Source organism: Bradyrhizobium sediminis (assembly GCF_018736085.1).
Lineage (GTDB): Bacteria > Pseudomonadota > Alphaproteobacteria > Rhizobiales > Xanthobacteraceae > Bradyrhizobium > Bradyrhizobium sediminis.
Genome location: NZ_CP076134.1, coordinates 755,892 through 774,232, shown reverse-complemented (window position 1 = coordinate 774,232; position 18,341 = coordinate 755,892). Strand labels below are relative to the sequence as shown.

Sequence of the window (18,341 nt, the reverse complement as noted above, 5' to 3'; positions counted from 1 at the left end):
TATGTCCGGGGATCAGAAGCAGGCCGAGATGCCCGAGGCGATCATCTCGAAAAACACCGCGGTGCCGTAATGGACCCACAGCGCCAGCGCGCCGAGCACGGCCACGGCGCCGAGCGCCGCGGCGCCCACGGCGATCGCTGTCGCGACCCTGCGGCCGGGCGGCAAGATCGAGGGCAGTTGCTGCGTGGAAACCGGCTGAGCCATGGGCGAACTCTAAGGGGCGCGTATTCCAGTCGCAAAACCGGAAGGCCAGTTTTGCGGAATACGTGCGCTGAAACAAAGGCATCGACGGCCGGCGTCACCGCCGGTCGTCAGCCTGTTCCGTTCAGATAGGGCTAGTCCGGCTGCCGGGCAAGCGCGGCGGGGGTGGGCGTGATCACTTCACGCTGACCGGCGGCGCGATCCTTGCGCGCCGGCCCCGGCCGCGGCGAGGAGGCCTGGGCGTCGAGGTAGCAGGGCTTGTACATCGCCTGCAACTGCTTGCCGCGCAGGAAAATCATCTGCGATTTCAACCCGCCGCGCTGCGCGATCCAGCGCCGCACCGGGGTCGGATACATCGAATACAGCATCTGCGTGGCTTCGGGATTGGTCACGGCGCGGCCATTGGCGCCGAAATCCCATGCCGCGTGGAAGCCCAGATTGGCGTGCGAGGTAACGCAGATCTTGTCGTGAGGAACCGCGCCCAGCACGATGGTGCAGGCCGAGGCGCACAGACCGTCGATGATCACCTGCTCGCCCGAGGTACGAAGGCCCTGATACTTGTCCACATAAGTGCCGATCCGGCCGCCGCGGTCGTCGGCGATGCGAACCACCGCCTGGCTGGCGCCACCCCCCGCCAGCAACAGCACCGCCGCGAGCAATCCGGTCACGAACTTCATATCCAGCCCCAGTCCAAACCCGTCGAACCCGAGCGCCTTGGGTGATGCAAGGCGTTTCGCCAGCGTGTTGCCGGATCGGGATTTTGTCCAGATGGCCGGCACCGCTCCAAACAAATTCAAATCAAGTGTTGCAGGCGCGCTGCACCCGGCGCGGCAAATGGTCCCAAACTGGAACAAGTTAACAAATCCTTGCTGGCTGCGACCGCTTCGCACGTTCGTTTGCCGTTGACCGCGGTAAAGGGCGCGGGCTTCTATCGCGCAAGGCTGGGGGAATGGCGCGATGGCATATGATGCGGATGTAATCGTGGTCGGCGGCGGCCTCGCAGGCCTCGTTGCCGCAACCGAAATCGCCGACGCCGGCAAGCGCGTCATCGTGATCGACCAGGAGGGCGAACAGAGCCTCGGCGGCCAGGCGTTCTGGTCGTTCGGCGGATTGTTCCTGGTCGACAGTCCCGAACAGCGCCGGCTCGGCATCAAGGACAGCTACGAACTCGCGCTGCAGGACTGGATGGGATCGGCGGGCTTCGACCGCGACGAGGATCTCTGGCCGCGGAAATGGGCGGAAGCCTATGTGGCGTTCGCCGCCGGCGAGAAACGCGGCTGGCTGCGGGCGATGGGCCATCGCTTCTTCCCCGTGGTCGGCTGGGCCGAGCGCGGCGGCTATGACGCGATGAGCCACGGCAATTCGGTGCCGCGGTTCCATGTCACCTGGGGCACCGGTCCCGGCATCGTCGAACCGTTCGAGCGGCGCGCGCGCGAAGCCCAGGCCAGCGGCCGCCTGACCTTCAAATTCCGCCACCGCGTCGATGCGCTCAGCGTCACCGGCGGCACCGTCGACGGCGTCAGCGGCGCGGTCCTCGCGCCCGACAATGTCGAGCGCGGCAAGAGCAGTTCACGCAAGGTCACCGGCGATTTCAGCTTGCGCGCACAGGCCGTGATCGTCGCCTCCGGCGGCATCGGCGGCAATCACGACCTGGTGCGGCAGAACTGGCCGAAGCGCCTCGGCGCGCCGCCGAAATTCATGATCTCCGGCGTGCCCGAACATGTCGACGGCCGGATGATCGGCATTACGGAATCCGCGGGCGCGCGGCTGATCAACCGCGACCGGATGTGGCACTATGTCGAGGGCATCCAGAACTGGTCGCCGATCTGGCCGCGCCACGGCATCCGCATCCTGCCTGGACCATCGTCGATGTGGTTCGACGCGTCAGGAAGACGGCTGCCTTCGCCGCTGTTTCCCGGCTCCGACACCCTCGGCCAGCTGCAATACATCATGGGCACCGGCTACGACTATTCATGGTTCGTGCTGACGCAGAGCATCATCAAGAAGGAGTTCGCCCTCTCCGGCTCCGAACAGAACCCAGATCTGACGGGCAAGAGCTGGCTCGCGACCGCGCGCCGCGCCACCAACAAGGGCGCGCCGGCGCCGGTGGAGGCATTCAAGACCCACGGCGTCGACTTCATCGTCCGCGACAATCTCGAAGCCCTCGTCGAAGCCATGAACAAACTCAGCGGCGACAACCTGCTCGAGCTCGAACAGGTCAAGGCCCAGATCGAGGCGCGCGACCGCGAGATCGCAAATCCTTACGTCAAGGACACGCAGGTGATGAACATCCACAACGCACGAAAGTATGTCGGCGACCGCCTGATCCGCACCGCCAAGCCGCACCGCATCCTCGATCCGGCGCAGGGCCCGCTGATCGCGGTCAAGCTCAACATCCTGACCCGCAAGACGCTCGGCGGCTTCGAGACCGATCTCGACTCCCGCGTGTTCGGCCAGGACGGCAAGATCATCAACGGCCTTTACGCTGTCGGCGAAGCCGCCGGCTTCGGCGGCGGCGGCATGCACGGCTATCGCTCGCTGGAAGGCACGTTTCTCGGCGGCTGTTTGTTTTCGGGGAGAAACGCCGGACGGGCGGCGGCAAAGGCGGCGGGGTAGAAATTCTGACAAGAAAATGCGTCCAGCCTTTTCAGTAACTCGTCATGGCCGGGCTTGACGAGCTTTGCCAATGACGCGCCCGCGCGCTAAGTAACCGGCCCCACATTTCAGGAGAACAATATGACCATCCAGCGTTTCGATACCGGCCCGCGCATGAGCCAGACCGTGGTCCACGGCAACACCGTCTATCTCGCCGGCGTCGTCGCCAACAAGGCGGCCGGCGAAAGCGTGACCAGGCAGACGCAGGACATTCTGTCGATCATCGATGGCCATCTCGCGAAAGCGGGAAGCGACAAGTCGAAGCTGCTGACCGCGACGATCTATCTGACCGACATGAAGACCTTCCCGGAAATGAACGCGGTGTGGGATGGCTGGGTCTCGGCGGGAAATACCCCGGCGCGCGCCACCGTCGAGGTCAAGCTGGCGGCGCCGCAATACAACGTCGAGATCATGGTGATCGCGGCGCGGTAACGCCATCCAGATGATGGAGCCGCGGCCGGGCTTTTTCCCGGCCTCGGACGTTTTCACATCTGCGGGCTTCATGGTTCGAGACGCGCGGCGTTGCCGCGCTCCTCACCATGAGGGATGGAGCATCGCTCGTCCCTGGGAACGCGCGCGTGTCTCACCATGAGAGGATAGAGAGTCCCTCGTCCTGAGGAGCTTGCGAAGCAAGCGTCTCGAAGGATGAGGCCACCACACTGGAGAGGGTTCAGCCGCGTCCAGCGCGCTCAGCCTTTGCGGAACGGCAGGGGCGGGCCACCGAGCCTGCGCAGGCCGGGCTCGCGGCGCTCCAGCCACCAGCCATATTGCCGCGGCCAGGATTCAAACACTTCACCGCCGGGCTCGGTCAGCGCGAGCTGCGCGTGCAGCGGCCAGTTCGGATCGAACAGCGCTTCGCGGCCGACGGCGATCAGGTCCGCCTGCCCGTTCGCCAGGATTTGCTCGGCCTGCTCCGGATGCAGGATCAGGCCGACCGCAATGGTGGCGATGCCGGCGGATTTCCGGATTTCATCGGCATAGGGCACCTGAAACCCGTAGCCGCGCGGAATCCGCGCCGCGGTCGCCGAACCCAGCAACCCGCCGGAGGAGCAGTCGATCAGGTCGGCGCCGCGCGCCCTGGCCTCGATCGCAAACGCGATCTGGTCGGCGAGTTCGAGCCCGCCTTCGACGCCGTCGACCGACGAGATCCGCACCGACAGCGGCTTGTCGGCCGGCCATGCCGCGCGCACGGTCTCGATGATCTCGAGCGGATAGCGCATCCGCCCCTGCCGATCGCCGCCGTAGCCGTCGGGCCGGCGGTTCGACAGCGGCGACAGGAATTCGTGCAGCAGATAGCCGTGGGCACAGTGCACTTCGAGCAGGTCGAACCCGGCCTCGACCGCGCGCAAGGTGGCGAGCCGCCAATGCTCGCGCAGGCTGGCAAGCTCGTCGAGATCGAGCGCATCCGGCGTCAGCCAGCCCTCGTCCATCGCAATCGCGCTCGGCGCCACCACCCGCCACGGCAGGTCGCCGCGCGCGTGGTCATCGGCGTTGAGCGCCGCGTTGCCGTACCACGGCCGCTGCATGCTGGCCTTGCGCCCGGCATGCGCCAGCTGAATCGCCGGCACCGCGCCATTGTCGCGCAGGAAGGTGGCGATCCGTTCCAGCGGCGCGATCTGGCCGTCGTGCCACAGCCCGACATCGCCATGGGTGATGCGGCCCTCCGCCGTGACCGCGGCGGCCTCGGTCATGACGATGCCGGCGCCGCCTTGCGCGAACTTGCCGAGATGCACCAGATGCCAGTCGCTGGCGAGCCCGTCGGCCGCCGAGTACTGGCACATCGGCGAGATCAGGATGCGATTCCTGGCGGTGACGCCGCGGAACGTGATCGGCTGGAACAATAGCGGCTGCGACATCGAAACCTTGCTGGCCTGAACGGGAGGTGGAACGGCGGAAAATCGGTCAGGACAATTTCGCCCGTTGCAGGGCCGTCGTCAGCCCGACCGCGACGCATGCCTGCCAGACCGGAAACAGCACCGAGGTCAGGTCGAGGTCGAGCGCGTTGTCGAGCGCCAGCAGCGCGCCGGTGACGGTGCCTGATATCAGCATCGGCAGCCACGCCGCGGGGGCGCGCGGGCCGGATGGCAGCAGAGCTATCCCGAGCGCCATCACGCCGGCGCCGACGAAGCCGCCGGTCAGGCCAGCCAGGATATTTCTCGACGCCTTCGCCAGGCCATTGGCCTGCCCGTCGATGAAGATCGCGGCGTTCACCGCGCAGACGAAGGCGACCATGGTGATGATGGCGGCCGCCAGCGCCGCCCACCACGGATTTGCCGAGCAGCGCCGCACCAGAATGCCGACCAGCACCGCGAACGGGACCGCGACCAGCGCGATCCTGACATCGCCGGGCGCGCCGTTGAGCTTGTCGATCAAAGGCGGCAGCAGCGGGGTGAGAATGCCCGACAGCGCGCCGAAAGCCGCGATCTTCAGCAAGCCGCTGCGGGACTGGTCGGTGGAAGCGATCGCCTCGGTCAACGTTCACCTCCCTGTTGCGGCAAGCCATTGTCTAGCACGGCGACGGCCCAAGTTGAAGGCAACGCGCAGATGCGAAAGCCTCCACAAAATAAAGCCGCGCCAGCCCGAGGGCTGACGCGGCGATGGCCGTTCTGTTGCCAGGTGGTACCTACCCCGAACAGGTTACGCCGCGAGGCGCACTTCGTTCAATGCAACGTTATCGTTTGCATTTAGGTTTTTGACCCGATAACGGCGGTATCATGCCGGGAACAATTCAGAGCTTCTTCGCGACCATCGATCCTGTTTCGCCCCCGCCTTAACAGCTTAGGAATTCCGCCTTGCGACGGAATCGATCTCACCGAAATGAGACCTTTAAGCTCAAGCTGCTAAGGTGGAGGCGCCGGGTACTGCCCCCGGGTCTGCCCGCAGTCCGCTCTGAGTTTCAGCGCCATCGTCTTTCGACACCCCAGATATAGGCGTGAATGGGAGGAAATACTAGGCTGCAGGCGAAGGGAACCAACGCCCTTCGGGCATCAGCCGGCATAGGCCTTGTCGAGATCGGCGATGACGAAGCTCGCCATGAAGTCATTGACAGTTTCGACCTTCGCATTGGGAAACACCGATTTGTAGAAGGCGACAGCCTCGGGGACGTTGTTGTCAAACCAGAGAAACGGGGTGATGGAAGTCATGACGGAGTCCTTGTTGGCTGGGTTCAGTTGAGCTGGTGCCCATCGTGCCTTATCTCCAAGGCCGCGGCGCCTTCGAGATCAGCAATGGGCACATAAACGAAGATCAGCTCGGCCCCTCTTGCGTGGCTCGCCCGGAGGACGAACGGGGGGACGGGAATCCGACAAGGGGTCTGAATTTTTTGCCAGGTCGCCCTTCTCCGCTAAAGCTTCGAAGGGCATCCTGCTTCGCGCTGCCGAAAAATTAAAGTCCTGCGAAGCGCCCTGGCGCGAAGCAGGATGGAGCGGGCGAAGGGAATCGAACCCTCGTATGCAGCTTGGGAAGCTGCCGTTCTACCATTGAACTACGCCCGCGGTCGCTTGCCCCTCTCATTAGCCGAGACCGCGCGGTCCGCCAAGCGGGTTCGATACGCCCCCTCGGCAACCTTAACCGGACCCGAATTTTCCAGGTGCAGCCTTTTGTGACGGTGCTATGATCCCCGCCGGGGTGGGTTGCGTATGGCGGGGCGTGGGTACACCATTTTCGATACGATGATCGGCCGTTGCGGCATTGCATGGGGCCTTGCCGGCATCGTTGGCGTGCAGCTGCCCGAGGCGCGCGAGATCGAAACCCGGCGGCGGCTGTATCATATCTACCCCGACGCCCGCGAACAGCGCCCGCCGCCGAACGTCGAAATCGCGATCGAGGGCATCGTGACGCTGCTGCGCGGCGGCCTTGCCGATTTTTCCGACGTCACCCTCGATACGACCGGCGTCCACGCCTTCAACCGGCGGGTCTACCAGCTGACGCAGGCGATCCCGCGCGGAGAAACCCGCACCTATGCCGAAATCGCCGCACGGCTCGGCGCGACCGGCGCCGTGCATTCGGTGGCACAGGCGCTGGCCCGTAACCCCTTCGTGATCATCGTGCCCTGCCACCGCGTCCTCGAAGCCGGCAGCTATGCGGACAAGATGTCAGCGAATGGCGGCAGTATCTCAAAGCGCACCCTGCTTTCGATCGAGGGCGCGCGCGGCGGCATCATTAGCAAGACGCTGTTCGACGTGCTGCTCCCCGTTGCCCCGCCGCGCCTGCAGGGCTAAAATCGCCGCATGACGGCAACACCGCTTTTCCAGTGCGACTCCATCTCCGTATTCGACTTCCGCTGCACCGCCGCGCCGGGCGACAAGCCGTATCTGGAGCAGCATCGCTGCCACTCGGTGTCCTATGTCCGCAAGGGCAGTTTTGGCTGCCGCAGCCGCGGCCAGACCTTTGAACTGGTGGCGGGGTCGGTGCTGGTCGGCCATCCCGGCGGCGAATACATGTGCACCCACGACCATGTCTGCGGCGACGAGTGCCTGTCGTTCTTCCTCTCGCCCGAACTGGTGGAAGCGATCGGCGACCGCGCCCAGATCTGGCAGGTCGGCGTCGCGCCGCCGCTGCCTGAATTGATGGTGCTGGGCGAACTGGCGCAGGCCGCAGCCGATGGCCGCAGCGATATCGGGCTCGACGAGGTCGGCCAGCTGTTCGCCAGCCGGTTCGTCGAAACGGTTTCCGGGCGGGCGCAAAAGCCGATGGCGGCGGGGGCGAAGGATCGCCGCCGCGCAGTGGAAACCGCATTGTGGATCGACGCGCATTCGCACCGGGAGATCGATCTCGAACAGGCCGCAGCGCAAGCCGATATCAGCCCGTTCCACTTCCTGCGGCTGTTCTCGGGCGTGCTCGGCGTCACCCCGCACCAATATCTGGTGCGCTCGCGGCTGCGCCATGCCGCGCGCCTTCTGGCCGACGACGGTCTCTCCGTCACCGACGTCGCCTATGACGTCGGTTTTGGCGATCTCTCCAACTTCGTCCGCACCTTCCACCGCGCCGCCGGCGTCTCGCCGCGCCGGTTCCGCGAGGCCTCGCGCGGGATGCGCAAGATTTTCCAAGAACGCCTCGCCCTGCACTGACTAGGGTCGTCTCCGAACCGCGCGTTGCTGGAACGCGCCGAAAATCGGAGATCGCCATGTACGACCATATCGGATTGAGGGTTAAGGGCCTCGACAGCAGCGTGAATTTCTACACCGCCGCACTGGCGCCGCTCGGCTATGTGCTGTGCTCGCGCGACGATTCCTACGCGGGCTTCGGGCCCAAGGGCCAGCCGGCGCTGTGGCTGCATCTGCACAAGGGACCGGCCAATGGCGGCGCCCATGTCGCCTTCCGCGCCCCCGACCACGCCGCCATCGAGAAATTCCACAGCGAGGGCATCAAGGCCGGCGGCCGCGACAACGGCGGCGCCGGCCCGCGCGCCGACTACGGCCCGAGCTACTTTGCCGCGTTCCTGATCGATCCCGACGGCAACAATGTCGAGGCGGTTTGCACGTGAATTGCGAGGAATCGTAGGGTGGGCAAAGCGAAGCGTGCCCACCAATAGCATCAGCGACCGGATAGATGGTGGGCACGGCGCTGATGCGCCTTTGCCCACCCTACCGACTTTTTTCGCCGTCATTACGAGCGGAGCGAAGCGACGAAGCAATCCATTCTTCCCTTGCGGCTCCATGGATTGCTTCGCTCCGCTCGCAATGACGGCATAGGCACCTCCATTCAAAAAAGAAAGACCACCCATGGCTTCCATCCACAAAGACATCCCCCTCGACGCCCATCCTGACGACGTCTGGTCCGCGGTGCGCGATTTCGGCGCGGTGCATACGCGGCTGGCGCCGGGCTTCGTGCTCGACGCGCGTCTCGACGGCGACGCGCGGATCGTGACGTTTGCCAACGGCACGGTGGCGCGCGAGCTGCTGGTCGATTGCGATGAGGCGCGGCGTCGGCTGGTCTACGCGGTCATCAGCGAGCGGCTGAAACAGCACAGCGCCTCGGTGCAGGTCGTCGCCGATGGCGAGGCGGGCAGCCGGCTGATCTGGACTGTCGACGTCTTGCCCAACGAAATTGCGCCTTACATCAACGCCCAGATGGACCAGGCGGCGCTGGCCATGCAGAAGGCATTGAACCGTGACGCCGCATAACGGCCTTCAGCAAACGTGATCCTTCTCACAGAAACGCCCCCCGCCCGCTCCTAGCATCGCCGCGTGCGTCCGGTTTGCGCCGCGCCCTCGCGGGGCTTGCGCACAGGGAGCGGAATCATGACTGGAGCTGACAAAGTGGTGTGCCAGGCAGCCACGCTGCTGCTGTTGTTTACGCTGACGACGGTGCCGGCGAAGGCCCAGTTCGCGGGCTTTGGCGCCGGAGGCGGTGGCGGCGGCGACATGATGACCCAGATGGCGCCGATGCTGGAAATGATGAAGGCGAAGATGGGCAAGCGCCGCTTCGGCATGATGATGCAGACCATGGGCCCGATGATGAGCCAGATGATGGAAGGCGGCGGCATGGGTGGCACGATGGGCGGCGGCGGGTTCGGCGGCATCGGCGGCGGAATCCCGGTCGGTTTCGGCGGCGGCGCAGCCTATGCGCCCGCCAGTTACGGGATCGGCATGGGCGGTAGCGACTTCATGGGTGGCGGCGACATCATGGGCATGCTCGGTGGCGCCGGCGGCGGCGACATGATGGGCATGATTCCGCAGTTGATGCGGATGGCCAATGTCGGCGGCGGCCACCGCCGACACCGGCGGCGACATTGATCCTCTTTTCGTCATTGCCTGCGACAAACGCGAAGCGTTTGCGCTAGGGAGCGCAAGCGACGAAGCAATCCAACAGCTGTTTCCCGACTCTGGATTGCTTCGCGAAGCCTGTCATCGGGCGCGCGTTCGCGCGACCCGTTGGCTCGCAATGACGTTCAGGACAAGGCAGGGCGGACTTCCGTAACCGGAGCGCCCTTCGGTCCCCATCGCGTGAAGATGACGCTCGCGGCGGACAGCACGCCGAGCACCACCATGGAAGCCGCCGCCAGCGCGAAGAAGTTCGCGGCGGTCGGAGCATACGTCGACAACCACCAGCCGCCGGCGGCGACGAACACCAGCCGCGCGGTTTGCGCCAGCACCGGTCCCAGCACTTTCGCCGCGCCCTGCGAGGAGAAATACATCGAGATCGACAGCCCGAGGAAGGCGTACATCGGCGCTGCGGTCGACAGATATTGACGGCTGGCGGCGCGCACGCTCTCGTCCCTGGTGAAGATGCTGACCCAGAGATCGGGATAGATCGCGATCACGGTGGCGACCATGCCGACCGACAGGAACGCGACGCAACCCGCGGTCCAGGCGATCCGCCGCGCCCGCGCCACCCGCCGCGCACCGATCGCCATCCCGACCATCGGCACCGAGGCGATGCCGACCGAGAACGCGATCGAAGTCAGCATGAATTCGAGTCGGGCGCCGACGCCGTAGCCGGCGAGGATCTCGGTGCCGAACTGCGCCAGCATGTGGGTGAAGATGGTGACGGTGAGCACCGACTGCAGCGGCGAGAAACAGGAGACGGCGCCGACCTTCAGGATATCGAAAAACATCGACCACCGGATGCGAAGGCCCCTGATCTTGGGAACCACGCGCGCGCGTCCGGAAAAGATGTACCATGCCATCACAGATACGCTGATCACGTATGCGACCAGCGACCCGGCGGCAACGCCGCGCATGCCGAATGACGGGATCGGTCCGAGGCCGAGGCCGAGAATGCCGCCGAGAATGATCTGGCAGGTGGCCGAAGACAGCATCAGCAGCGACGGCAGCTTCATGTTGCCGGTGCCGCGCAGGATTCCCGCGAACGTGTTCATCAGCCAGGGCACCACCGCGCCGCCGAAAAAGATCTGCACATAGCCGATGGCGTAAGCCAGCACATTGCCGCGGCCGCCGAGCATTTCCAATAGCCTCGGCCCGAAGATCAGCATGCCCAGCATGAACGCCAGTCCGAGGCAGAGGCCGATCAACAGCGCATGCGCCGCCAGCGTCGATGCGCGGTCGATGTCGCCGGCGCCGAGCGCTCGCGCGATTGCCGACGCCACGCCGCCGCCCATCGCGCCGCCCGACATGGTCATGGTCAGGATCACGAACGGGAACACCAGCGCCATCGCCGCCAGCGATTCGACGCCGAGCCGGCCGATATAGGAGGTTTCCGCGATCACCACGCAGGTGCCGGCTGAGAGCGCGATCACGTTCGGCCATGCCAGCCACAACAGCGTGCGCAGGATCGGACCCTCGACCAGCGCATTCTTCACCGGCGCTTCGGGCGGCGGAAGCGGGCGTTCGTCGTCGTCTACGGGGATTTCGGCGACACCGATATCGGACATTTCTTCTCCCGCGCCTCTGCCGCGCTCCAGCCCGATCTGGTTCCGTGCTGGCCGTTTCCTAGCACGATCCCGCGCGATTCCATGTGCGTCAGGCGCATGGGCCGCCTGCGCCGGGGGGCTTTCTTACCTCTCCCGCTTGCGGGGGAGGTCGCCGCGCTCGGCAGCGCAATTGCGCGCCGGAGCGCGGCGGGTGGGGGAAGCTCTCTCCACTGGCGTTGGTGCCCGTTGAGGCGCCCACCCCCAACCCTCTCCCGCAAGCGGGAGAGGGGCGCAGCTGTGCAAGATGCGAGTAATCGTACAAATCAGCCGATCGACCAGACGAAGGGCGGCTGGCCGCCTGTCGCCGGTTTCAAATACACGGGAATGTGACGCCCGCAGCCGGCCGCAAGCCCCTCGAACAATCCTTCGAGGACTTTTGCGCAGGCCGGGTGATAATCGCCGACATCGGCCATCAGCTTCCAGCTCTGCTGCCGGATTTCGAAGACGCCACCGGAATCGTCAATGCCGGCGGTATCGTCCTGCGCTTCCAGCAACGTGTGCAGGAAAACCGCGAACTCCCTGGCGGATCCCCGGTCCGCGCCGAAGCTGCGCGCGATCTCGTCGAAATACTGCATGCCGATCAGTCTGCCGGTCAGATGCAGCAGGTAGCCGGCGTCTTCGGGCCCGAATACTTGCACCATGACCGGTGCTGCGGTCCGCACATATTCCATGGCGTAGTTGCGATAGGCTTTTTCCAGCCGCGGCTTCGGCCAGCTCGCAACCGGCAACGCCGGTGCGCCGGCGAAATCGAACAAGGGCGCTTCGAGATGCCGCGCGAACTTGAGCCGCGCATCGATCTCGAGCGGGTGGTCGTATTCGCAGTAATAGCCTTCCAGCCCGTCCTGACCGTCGACGCTCTGCTTGGTGCAGACGAAGCCGAGCTTCAGATTGCCGAGCGCAACGCCGTTATTGGCATGCCAGCCGCGCAGCATCGCCCGCGACACTTCGCCGGGCACGCCGCAGATCGCGGTGCCGCGCCAGATCCAGCGCGGCGGCGGATAGCGGATCCAGGCCTTGCGATCGGTCTCATACATATATTCGACATGGACGCCGCCGATCCAGTTGGAGAGATAGTGATACTGCGCCGCCGCCACCGCCGGCGGCAGATGGCTGAGGCCGAGTTTTTCCAGGCCGGGCAGGAAGCGCTCCTGCTGCTGGCGGCGAAACACCCGGAACACGAATTCCGCGGCATCCGCCGTGCCGCGCCGCGTCACCACGGTCAGAATGAGGCCGGTGAAAAAAGCATGATAGAGATCGGCGACGCTGCGCCATTTCAGCCATTGCGCCTCGCGCGCACCGTCGGTCGCCTCGGTCATCGCCATCCCCGAACCCTTGTTGAACCCTTACGCCATGCTTTGGCCGCCGCGAACGGCGGCCGCCTTGCGGCACTATAGCTGCGATAGGCGGTGAGCCGCCATGTGCGAAAAGCTGATGGCAGCGATGTGCATCGGGGCATTGGCGCTGCCGCTTGCCGCGTGCAACGAACAGGTTGCGGTGGCGGGCGCGCCCGGCGTTCAGACCACCTTGCCGAAGACGGCACCGATTCCGGCCGTCAGTGCCATCGCGAAGGCCCCCCAGAACGTCACGCGCAGGGTCGGCTTCACCAGGCCAGCGCCTCCGGCCTTCGCACCGATCGCGCCGAGCAGGGCAAGGAACAGCAACGATCCGACCGACACGACCGGAATCAAGACGCTGGATGGCGAAACCAGGACAAGCGCGAGCGGCGCCGCGGCCCCTACGGAGAAGGTCGCGGCCGATGCCAGCGCCGCCTGTACCGGACGCGCGGTCGTAATTTCGGAAATGCCGAGTTCGTCCCGCGCATGCGCGGCGACGGCGTCCTTCGCCATCAATTGCTTCGCTACCTCGCGGGCGAGATCGGCCTTGACGCCGCGCGCGACATAGAGCTGAGCCAGTTCTTCGCGCTCAAACAGGGGATCGTCCGCCAACTCCCGCTTCTCGCGCGCGAGGTCGGCATGCTCGGTATCGGACTGCGAACTGACCGAAACATATTCGCCGGCCGCCATCGACATCGCGCCGGCGACCAGCCCGGCAACGCCGGTCAACAGGATATCATTCTGGGAAGCAGCCGCCGACGCCACACCCAGCACCAGGCTGGCAGTCGAGATGATTCCATCGTTGGCGCCGAGCACCGCCGCCCGCAGCCAGCCGATGCGCTCGACAAGGTGGTTCTCCCGATGCAGACGGCTCATTTTCAAACTTTCTGCGGCGGCGTTCGCTCGCGCACACCCGTTAGTTTGAACAGCTTCCCAAAGGGGCACGCTTTCGGCGATGATCTGAATCAATATCAGAGGATTACAGTCACACCATCAGAAAGATCGTTCTTGCCTGGAGCAGCGGAAGCCGGTCCTTCGCATAGCGCCTGATCGCGGCCCGGGCCGGCGCCCTGCTGATGCGATAGGCGCCCCGCCTCTCATCGCGAAGAAGTATTCCTCATAACGGGGAATACCGCGTGGCTTCGAATGGCATCAGCCGCCGTTCACCGCTGGAAGACGTAGGTGCCTGGCGCGTCCGCGATCGGTACAAAGCCTTTCCCGGCGGCTCCCATGGCAGGCGGCGGCACGCGTTCCGGCGCGGAATGGCCGGCGAGCCAATTGGCCCAGTCCTCCCACCAAGACCCCTCTTTCGATAGCGCCGCGACAGCCCATTCGTCGGGGTCGAGACAAATATCGGCGGCACGCCGCAAGGCGATACGGAAATGCCGGTGCGGATGGCCGGGCTCACTGACGATGCCGGCGTTGTGCCCGCCGCTCGTGAGCACGAAGGTGACGTCGGTGTCGGTGTGATAGTGGATCTTGTAGACGGACCGCCATGGCGCCACATGGTCGCGTTCGGTTCCGACGACGAACATCGGTGCGCGGATGTTCTGGAGCGCTGCCGCGTGTCCGTCGACCATGAGGTTGCCGGCCGCGAGTTCGTTGTCGAGATAGAGCCGTTGCAGATACTCCGCATGCATCTTGTAAGGCATGCGGGTGGAGTCCGCGTTCCACGCCATCAGATCGGTCATCGGCGTCCGCTCGCCCATCAGATAGTCGTGCACGAGCCGCGACCAGATCAGGTCGTTGGTGCGCAGAAGCTCGAAGGAGCCCGCCATCTGATCGGCGGAGAGGTAGCCCTTGTTCCACATCAGGCTCTCCAGAAAATGCATCTGGCTGTGGTCGATGAAGAGGGCGAGTTCGCCGGGCTCGGTGAAGTCGATCTGGGCTGCGAACAGCGTAACCGTCGCCAGGCGGTCGTCGCCGGCGCGCGCCATAGCGGCGGCGGTGATCGACAGCAGCGTTCCGCCGAGGCAATACCCGGCCGCATGGATCTTGCGTCCGGGAACGGTGGCGCTGACGGCCGCCAGCGCTGCCATGACGCCGCTGTGCCGGTAATCGTCCATGGTGAGATCGCGATCTTCGGCGCCTGGATTGCGCCAGGAGATGCAGAACACGGTGTGGCCCTGTCCGACCAGGTAGCGGACGAGCGAATTCTGCGGCGACAGGTCGAGGATATAGTATTTCATGATCCAGGCCGGCACGATCAGCACCGGTTCGGCCATCACCGTCTCCGTCGATGGCGCATATTGAATCAGTTCGATCAGGTGGTTCCGGTAAACGACCTTTCCCGGCGTGACGGCAACGTTTCTGCCAGCCTGGAAATTCTCGGTGCCGACCGGGGGCTGCCTGGAGACGAGCCGACTGACATCCTCCACCCAGTTCTGGAATCCCCGGACGAAATTGGCCCCGCCGGTCTCGATGGTCCTCTCCATCACTTCGGGGTTGGTGAACGGGAAGTTCGATGGCGAGAACATGTCAAGGAACTGACGCGCGGCGAAAGACACCACGTCTTCATGATGCGGCGTGACGCCGGGCACTTCGCGGGTGACGTTGTGCCACCATTGCTGATTGAGCAGGAAGGCTTGGGCCAGGAAATTGTACGGCTGTTTGCGCCATTCCTCGGCGCTGAACCGGTAATCGCCCGGCAACGGTTCGATGCACGGCGGCGTATCGGGATTGCGCGCTGCCGCTGCGCAATGAGCCAGCAGACGACCCGCTTTCCGTGACGCCTTGTCGATCAGTTCCAGGCGTTTTCCGGGAGCCGACGCGAGATGAATGAACCAATCGAAGTAGGCAAGAGCCAGCGAGGCCGGCGAAAGCCCTCCCGTCGCCTGGGCGGTAAGGGCTTCGCGCATCCGGTCGATCGCGCGGAAGGCTTCGCTGCCGACGCTTTCCTCGACCGGCGGCAACGATACCGCCGGGACCAGATTCATCTTTGCCGCCGGGCTTGCCACTCTCTTCATGGATATGAGCCTTTCTCAAACCTGTGGGTGGGCGTCCATTCATCCGGCGGCATCAAACCTTCTGGCGGGCGCATATTACCACTCGATAGCTTTCCGGACCGAAGCGCTTTCGGCAACGATCTGAATCAATTTTAAGAGATTGCAGTTACTCTCCGCACCGACGAGCGAGCCGCTTTAGGCCTATGCGCGAAAATGCTTCGACAGCTTCAGGCCCTGGGCCTGATAGTTCGAGCCGATGCGCTGGCCGTACATGGCGTCGGGCCGGGCCAGCATTTTCTCGTAGACCAGCCGGCCGACGATCTGGCCGTGCTCGAGAATGAAAGGCACCTCGCGCGAGCGCACTTCCAGCACCGCGCGCGAGCCCTGCCCGCCGGCGCCGGCATAGCCGAAGCCGGGATCGAAGAAGCCGGCATAATGGACGCGGAATTCGCCGACCAGGGGATCGAACGGCACCATTTCGGCGGCATAATCCGGCGGCACCTGCACCGCCTCTTTCGACGCCAGGATGTAGAACTCGCCGGGATCGAGAATGAGGCTGCCGTCGGGCCGCGCCGCGATCGGCTCCCAGAACTCACCGACCGCATAGCCGCCGCGGCGGTCGATATCGACCACGCCGGTATGACGCTTGGCGCGGTAGCCGACGAAACCGTTGGCGTTCTCGCCTGAAAGGTCGACGCTCAGCGCCACGCCATTGACGAGATCGGCGTCGTCGACGTCGACCAGCCGCTCCGCGTCATGCAGCGCCTCGAGTTCATCGGCATTGAGGACGGCGTCGCCGGTGCGGAAGCGGACCTGGCTCAGCCGCGATCCCTCGCGCAGCAGCACCGGAAATGTCTTCGGGCTGATCTCGGCATAAAGCGGGCCGTGATAGCCGGCGCCGATCATGTCGAAGCGCCGGGTGCCGTCCGCGATCACGCGGGTGAACACGTCGAGCCGTCCGGTCGAGCTTTTCGGATTGGCGGCGGCGACGATTTCCGGCGGCAGCGCCAGGCTCTCCAAAAGCGGCACGATGTAGACGCAGTTGGTCTCCAGCACGGCCCCGTCGGTGAGATCGATTTCGTGCAGTTTCAACTCATCGATGCGCTCGGCCACCGTGGCGCCCGGCCCCGGCAGGAAGCTCGCGCGCACCCGGTAGGCGACATCGCCGAGCCGCAGATCGAGGCTCGCCGGCTGGATCTGGCTTTCGACAAAGGGATAGGCCGGCAGGATCAGGCCGGCATCGGCCATCGCCGCAATCATGCGGTCGGGCAGAATGCCATTGGCGTCGGGCGGAAGCGTGAAGGTCACGAGTGGGGTCCTCAGGATGGCCGGGCTTCCGCCATCCAGACGCTGAAAATACGGACTTTTACCGGTTATCCGATGGCCGCCTTGACTGAAAGGGCGCAAGCGAATATCAGCATGACTTATCCCGTGGTGATTTGAGCCGGCCGGCTTGCAGCCACGTTAAATAAGTCGCTAAACAGGCCGGGGACAGTGTGATCCCGGCCTGTGGAATTTTTCCAGGCCGGTTTTTTGTGACCATTTTCATGGGTGGTCACGATGGAGGTCACATGTCTGAGACTAAATCCACCGCCCGCTACCGCCCCGAAACCCGGCTGGTGCATTCCGGCGCCCTGCGCTCGCAATTCGGCGAAACGTCGGAAGCGCTATTCCTGACCCAGGGTTTCATCTACGACAGCGCCGAACAATGCGAGGCGCGGTTCAAGGGCGAGGATCCCGGCTTTCTGTATTCGCGCTTTTCCAACCCCAACATCTCGATGTTCGAGCGCCGCATGATCGAGCTCGAGGGCGCCGAAGCCGCGCGCGCCACCGCCACCGGCATGGCCGCGGTGACCACGGCCATCCTCGCGCCGCTGAAGGCCGGCGACCACGTGGTGGCGGCGAAGGCGATGTTCGGTTCCTGCCGCTATGTGGTGGAAGACCTGCTGCCGCGCTACGGCATTTCGTCCACGCTGGTCGACGGCCTCGATCTCGACCAGTGGAAAAAGGCGATGCGGCCGAACACCAGGACCTGCTTCCTGGAGAGCCCGACCAATCCGACGCTCGACGTGCTCGACATCTCGGAGATTGCCGAGATCGCCCATCAGGGCGGGGCGCGGCTGATCGTCGACAATGTGTTTGCGACGCCGATCTGGCAGAGCCCGCTCTCCCTCGGCGCCGACGTCGTGGTCTATTCCGCGACCAAGCACATCGACGGCCAGGGCCGCTGCCTCGGCGGCATCATCCTGTCGTCGGAAGCGTTCATTGCCGAGCACATCCACAACTTCATGCGCCAGACCGGCCCGTCGATGTCGCCGTTCAACGCCTGGGTACTGCTGAAGGGACTGGAGACGCTGGCGGTCCGCGTCCGCGCCCAGACCGAAACCGCATCGGCGATCGCCGATGTGCTGGCGCAGCATCCGAAGATCTCGCGGCTGATCTATCCCGGCCGGTCCGATCATCCGCAGGCCGCCTTGGTGAAGAAGCAGATGCGCGCCGGATCGACGCTGGTCGGCTTCGAGGTCAATGGCGGCAAGGCGGCGGCGTTCCGCACGCTCAACGCGCTGAAGATCTCGCGGATCTCCAACAATCTCGGCGACGCCAAGAGTCTCGTCACCCATCCCGCGACCACCACGCATCAGCGACTGACGCCGGAGGCGCGCGCCGAACTCGGGATCAGCGAAGGCTTCATTCGTTTCTCGGCCGGGCTCGAACACCGCGACGACCTGATCGAGGATCTTGTGGCCGCGCTGGAGATGGCGTGAAGGGGGCGAGTAGCGAGTAGCGAATGGCGAGTAGAAAAATAACCACCCTATTCGCTATTCGCTACTC

The 18,341-nt window shown here is 64.8% G+C and carries 17 protein-coding genes, 1 tRNA gene, 1 other RNA gene, 1 pseudogene and 1 riboswitch; of the genes and pseudogenes, 8 read left to right on the top strand and 12 right to left on the bottom strand.

Annotated elements, in window-relative coordinates:
- Positions 1-12 precede the first annotated feature (12 nt).
- Both KMZ29_RS03720 and KMZ29_RS03715 read right to left on the bottom strand, forming a co-directional pair.
- Positions 13-204, bottom strand: coding sequence for a hypothetical protein (locus KMZ29_RS03720; RefSeq protein ID WP_215622504.1), 192 nt, complete (start codon positions 202-204; stop codon positions 13-15).
- A 131-nt stretch (positions 205-335) separates the two neighbouring features.
- Positions 336-878, bottom strand: coding sequence for a hypothetical protein (locus KMZ29_RS03715; protein ID WP_215622503.1), 543 nt, complete (start codon positions 876-878; stop codon positions 336-338).
- A gap of 280 nt (positions 879-1,158) precedes the next feature.
- Here KMZ29_RS03715 and KMZ29_RS03710 point away from each other — a divergent pair, with 280 nt between their 5' ends.
- Together KMZ29_RS03710 and KMZ29_RS03705 are read left to right on the top strand one after the other, a co-directional pair.
- Positions 1,159-2,817 carry an FAD-binding dehydrogenase gene (locus KMZ29_RS03710; RefSeq protein ID WP_215622502.1) on the top strand — a complete coding sequence of 553 codons (1,659 nt, stop codon included), beginning with the start codon at positions 1,159-1,161 and terminating at the stop codon, positions 2,815-2,817.
- A 120-nt stretch (positions 2,818-2,937) separates the two neighbouring features.
- Positions 2,938-3,288: a RidA family protein gene (locus KMZ29_RS03705; protein WP_215622501.1), complete on the top strand. Its 351-nt coding sequence runs from the start codon at positions 2,938-2,940 to the stop codon at positions 3,286-3,288.
- Positions 3,289-3,545: 257 nt separating this feature from the next.
- On the opposite strand, the gene KMZ29_RS03700 is transcribed toward KMZ29_RS03705, so the two are convergent.
- The 5 genes and pseudogenes from KMZ29_RS03700 to KMZ29_RS03680 all read right to left on the bottom strand — a co-directional run bounded on the left by KMZ29_RS03700 (position 3,546) and on the right by KMZ29_RS03680 (position 6,350).
- On the bottom strand, positions 3,546-4,712 hold the full coding sequence (locus KMZ29_RS03700) for an NADH:flavin oxidoreductase/NADH oxidase (protein ID WP_215622500.1): 1,167 nt from the start codon (positions 4,710-4,712) through the stop codon (positions 3,546-3,548).
- Between the two features lie 46 nt (positions 4,713-4,758).
- Positions 4,759-5,331, bottom strand: a complete 573-nt coding sequence (locus KMZ29_RS03695; RefSeq protein WP_215622499.1) for a hypothetical protein — start codon at positions 5,329-5,331, stop codon at positions 4,759-4,761.
- A gap of 118 nt (positions 5,332-5,449) precedes the next feature.
- Positions 5,450-5,812, bottom strand: a transfer-messenger RNA (tmRNA) gene (gene ssrA / locus KMZ29_RS03690).
- Between the two features lie 67 nt (positions 5,813-5,879).
- A pseudogene (locus KMZ29_RS03685) lies at positions 5,880-5,999 on the bottom strand (VOC family protein); the annotation flags it as partial.
- Between the two features lie 277 nt (positions 6,000-6,276).
- Positions 6,277-6,350 (bottom strand) — tRNA-Gly (locus tag KMZ29_RS03680).
- 144 nt (positions 6,351-6,494) lie between these two features.
- Between KMZ29_RS03680 and KMZ29_RS03675 the strand changes: the two genes are divergently transcribed.
- From KMZ29_RS03675 to KMZ29_RS03655, 5 genes are all read left to right on the top strand, one after another.
- Entirely contained in the window at positions 6,495-7,076 is a 582-nt protein-coding gene (locus KMZ29_RS03675) for a methylated-DNA--[protein]-cysteine S-methyltransferase (RefSeq protein ID WP_215622498.1), read from the top strand.
- Between the two features lie 9 nt (positions 7,077-7,085).
- Positions 7,086-7,925, top strand: a complete 840-nt coding sequence (locus tag KMZ29_RS03670; protein WP_215622497.1) for a helix-turn-helix transcriptional regulator — start codon at positions 7,086-7,088, stop codon at positions 7,923-7,925.
- A gap of 56 nt (positions 7,926-7,981) precedes the next feature.
- A complete protein-coding gene (locus KMZ29_RS03665; RefSeq protein ID WP_215622496.1) occupies positions 7,982-8,341 on the top strand; it encodes a VOC family protein in 360 nt (119 codons plus the stop codon).
- Between the two features lie 238 nt (positions 8,342-8,579).
- Positions 8,580-8,981, top strand: coding sequence for an SRPBCC family protein (locus KMZ29_RS03660; RefSeq protein WP_215622495.1), 402 nt, complete (start codon positions 8,580-8,582; stop codon positions 8,979-8,981).
- Between the two features lie 117 nt (positions 8,982-9,098).
- Positions 9,099-9,593 carry a hypothetical protein gene (locus KMZ29_RS03655; protein WP_215622494.1) on the top strand — a complete coding sequence of 165 codons (495 nt, stop codon included), beginning with the start codon at positions 9,099-9,101 and terminating at the stop codon, positions 9,591-9,593.
- A gap of 155 nt (positions 9,594-9,748) precedes the next feature.
- Here the strand turns inward: KMZ29_RS03655 and KMZ29_RS03650 are convergent, their stop codons facing one another.
- The 5 genes from KMZ29_RS03650 to KMZ29_RS03630 all read right to left on the bottom strand — a co-directional run bounded on the left by KMZ29_RS03650 (position 9,749) and on the right by KMZ29_RS03630 (position 16,817).
- A complete protein-coding gene (locus KMZ29_RS03650) occupies positions 9,749-11,191 on the bottom strand; it encodes an MATE family efflux transporter (RefSeq protein WP_215622493.1) in 1,443 nt (480 codons plus the stop codon).
- A 302-nt stretch (positions 11,192-11,493) separates the two neighbouring features.
- A complete protein-coding gene (locus KMZ29_RS03645; RefSeq protein WP_215622492.1) occupies positions 11,494-12,546 on the bottom strand; it encodes a hypothetical protein in 1,053 nt (350 codons plus the stop codon).
- A 198-nt stretch (positions 12,547-12,744) separates the two neighbouring features.
- Positions 12,745-13,440 (bottom strand): VIT1/CCC1 transporter family protein, encoded by a 696-nt coding sequence (locus KMZ29_RS03640; RefSeq protein ID WP_215624127.1) that lies wholly within the window; start codon positions 13,438-13,440, stop codon positions 12,745-12,747.
- 287 nt (positions 13,441-13,727) lie between these two features.
- Entirely contained in the window at positions 13,728-15,500 is a 1,773-nt protein-coding gene (locus tag KMZ29_RS03635; RefSeq protein ID WP_249779918.1) for a PHA/PHB synthase family protein, read from the bottom strand.
- Positions 15,501-15,710: 210 nt separating this feature from the next.
- On the bottom strand, positions 15,711-16,817 hold the full coding sequence (locus KMZ29_RS03630; protein WP_215622490.1) for a 2'-deoxycytidine 5'-triphosphate deaminase: 1,107 nt from the start codon (positions 16,815-16,817) through the stop codon (positions 15,711-15,713).
- Between the two features lie 113 nt (positions 16,818-16,930).
- A riboswitch (SAM riboswitch) is annotated at positions 16,931-17,010 on the top strand.
- Between the two features lie 70 nt (positions 17,011-17,080).
- Here KMZ29_RS03630 and KMZ29_RS03625 point away from each other — a divergent pair.
- Entirely contained in the window at positions 17,081-18,274 is a 1,194-nt protein-coding gene (locus tag KMZ29_RS03625; RefSeq protein ID WP_215622489.1) for an O-succinylhomoserine sulfhydrylase, read from the top strand.
- The last annotated feature ends 67 nt before the right edge of the window (positions 18,275-18,341 follow it).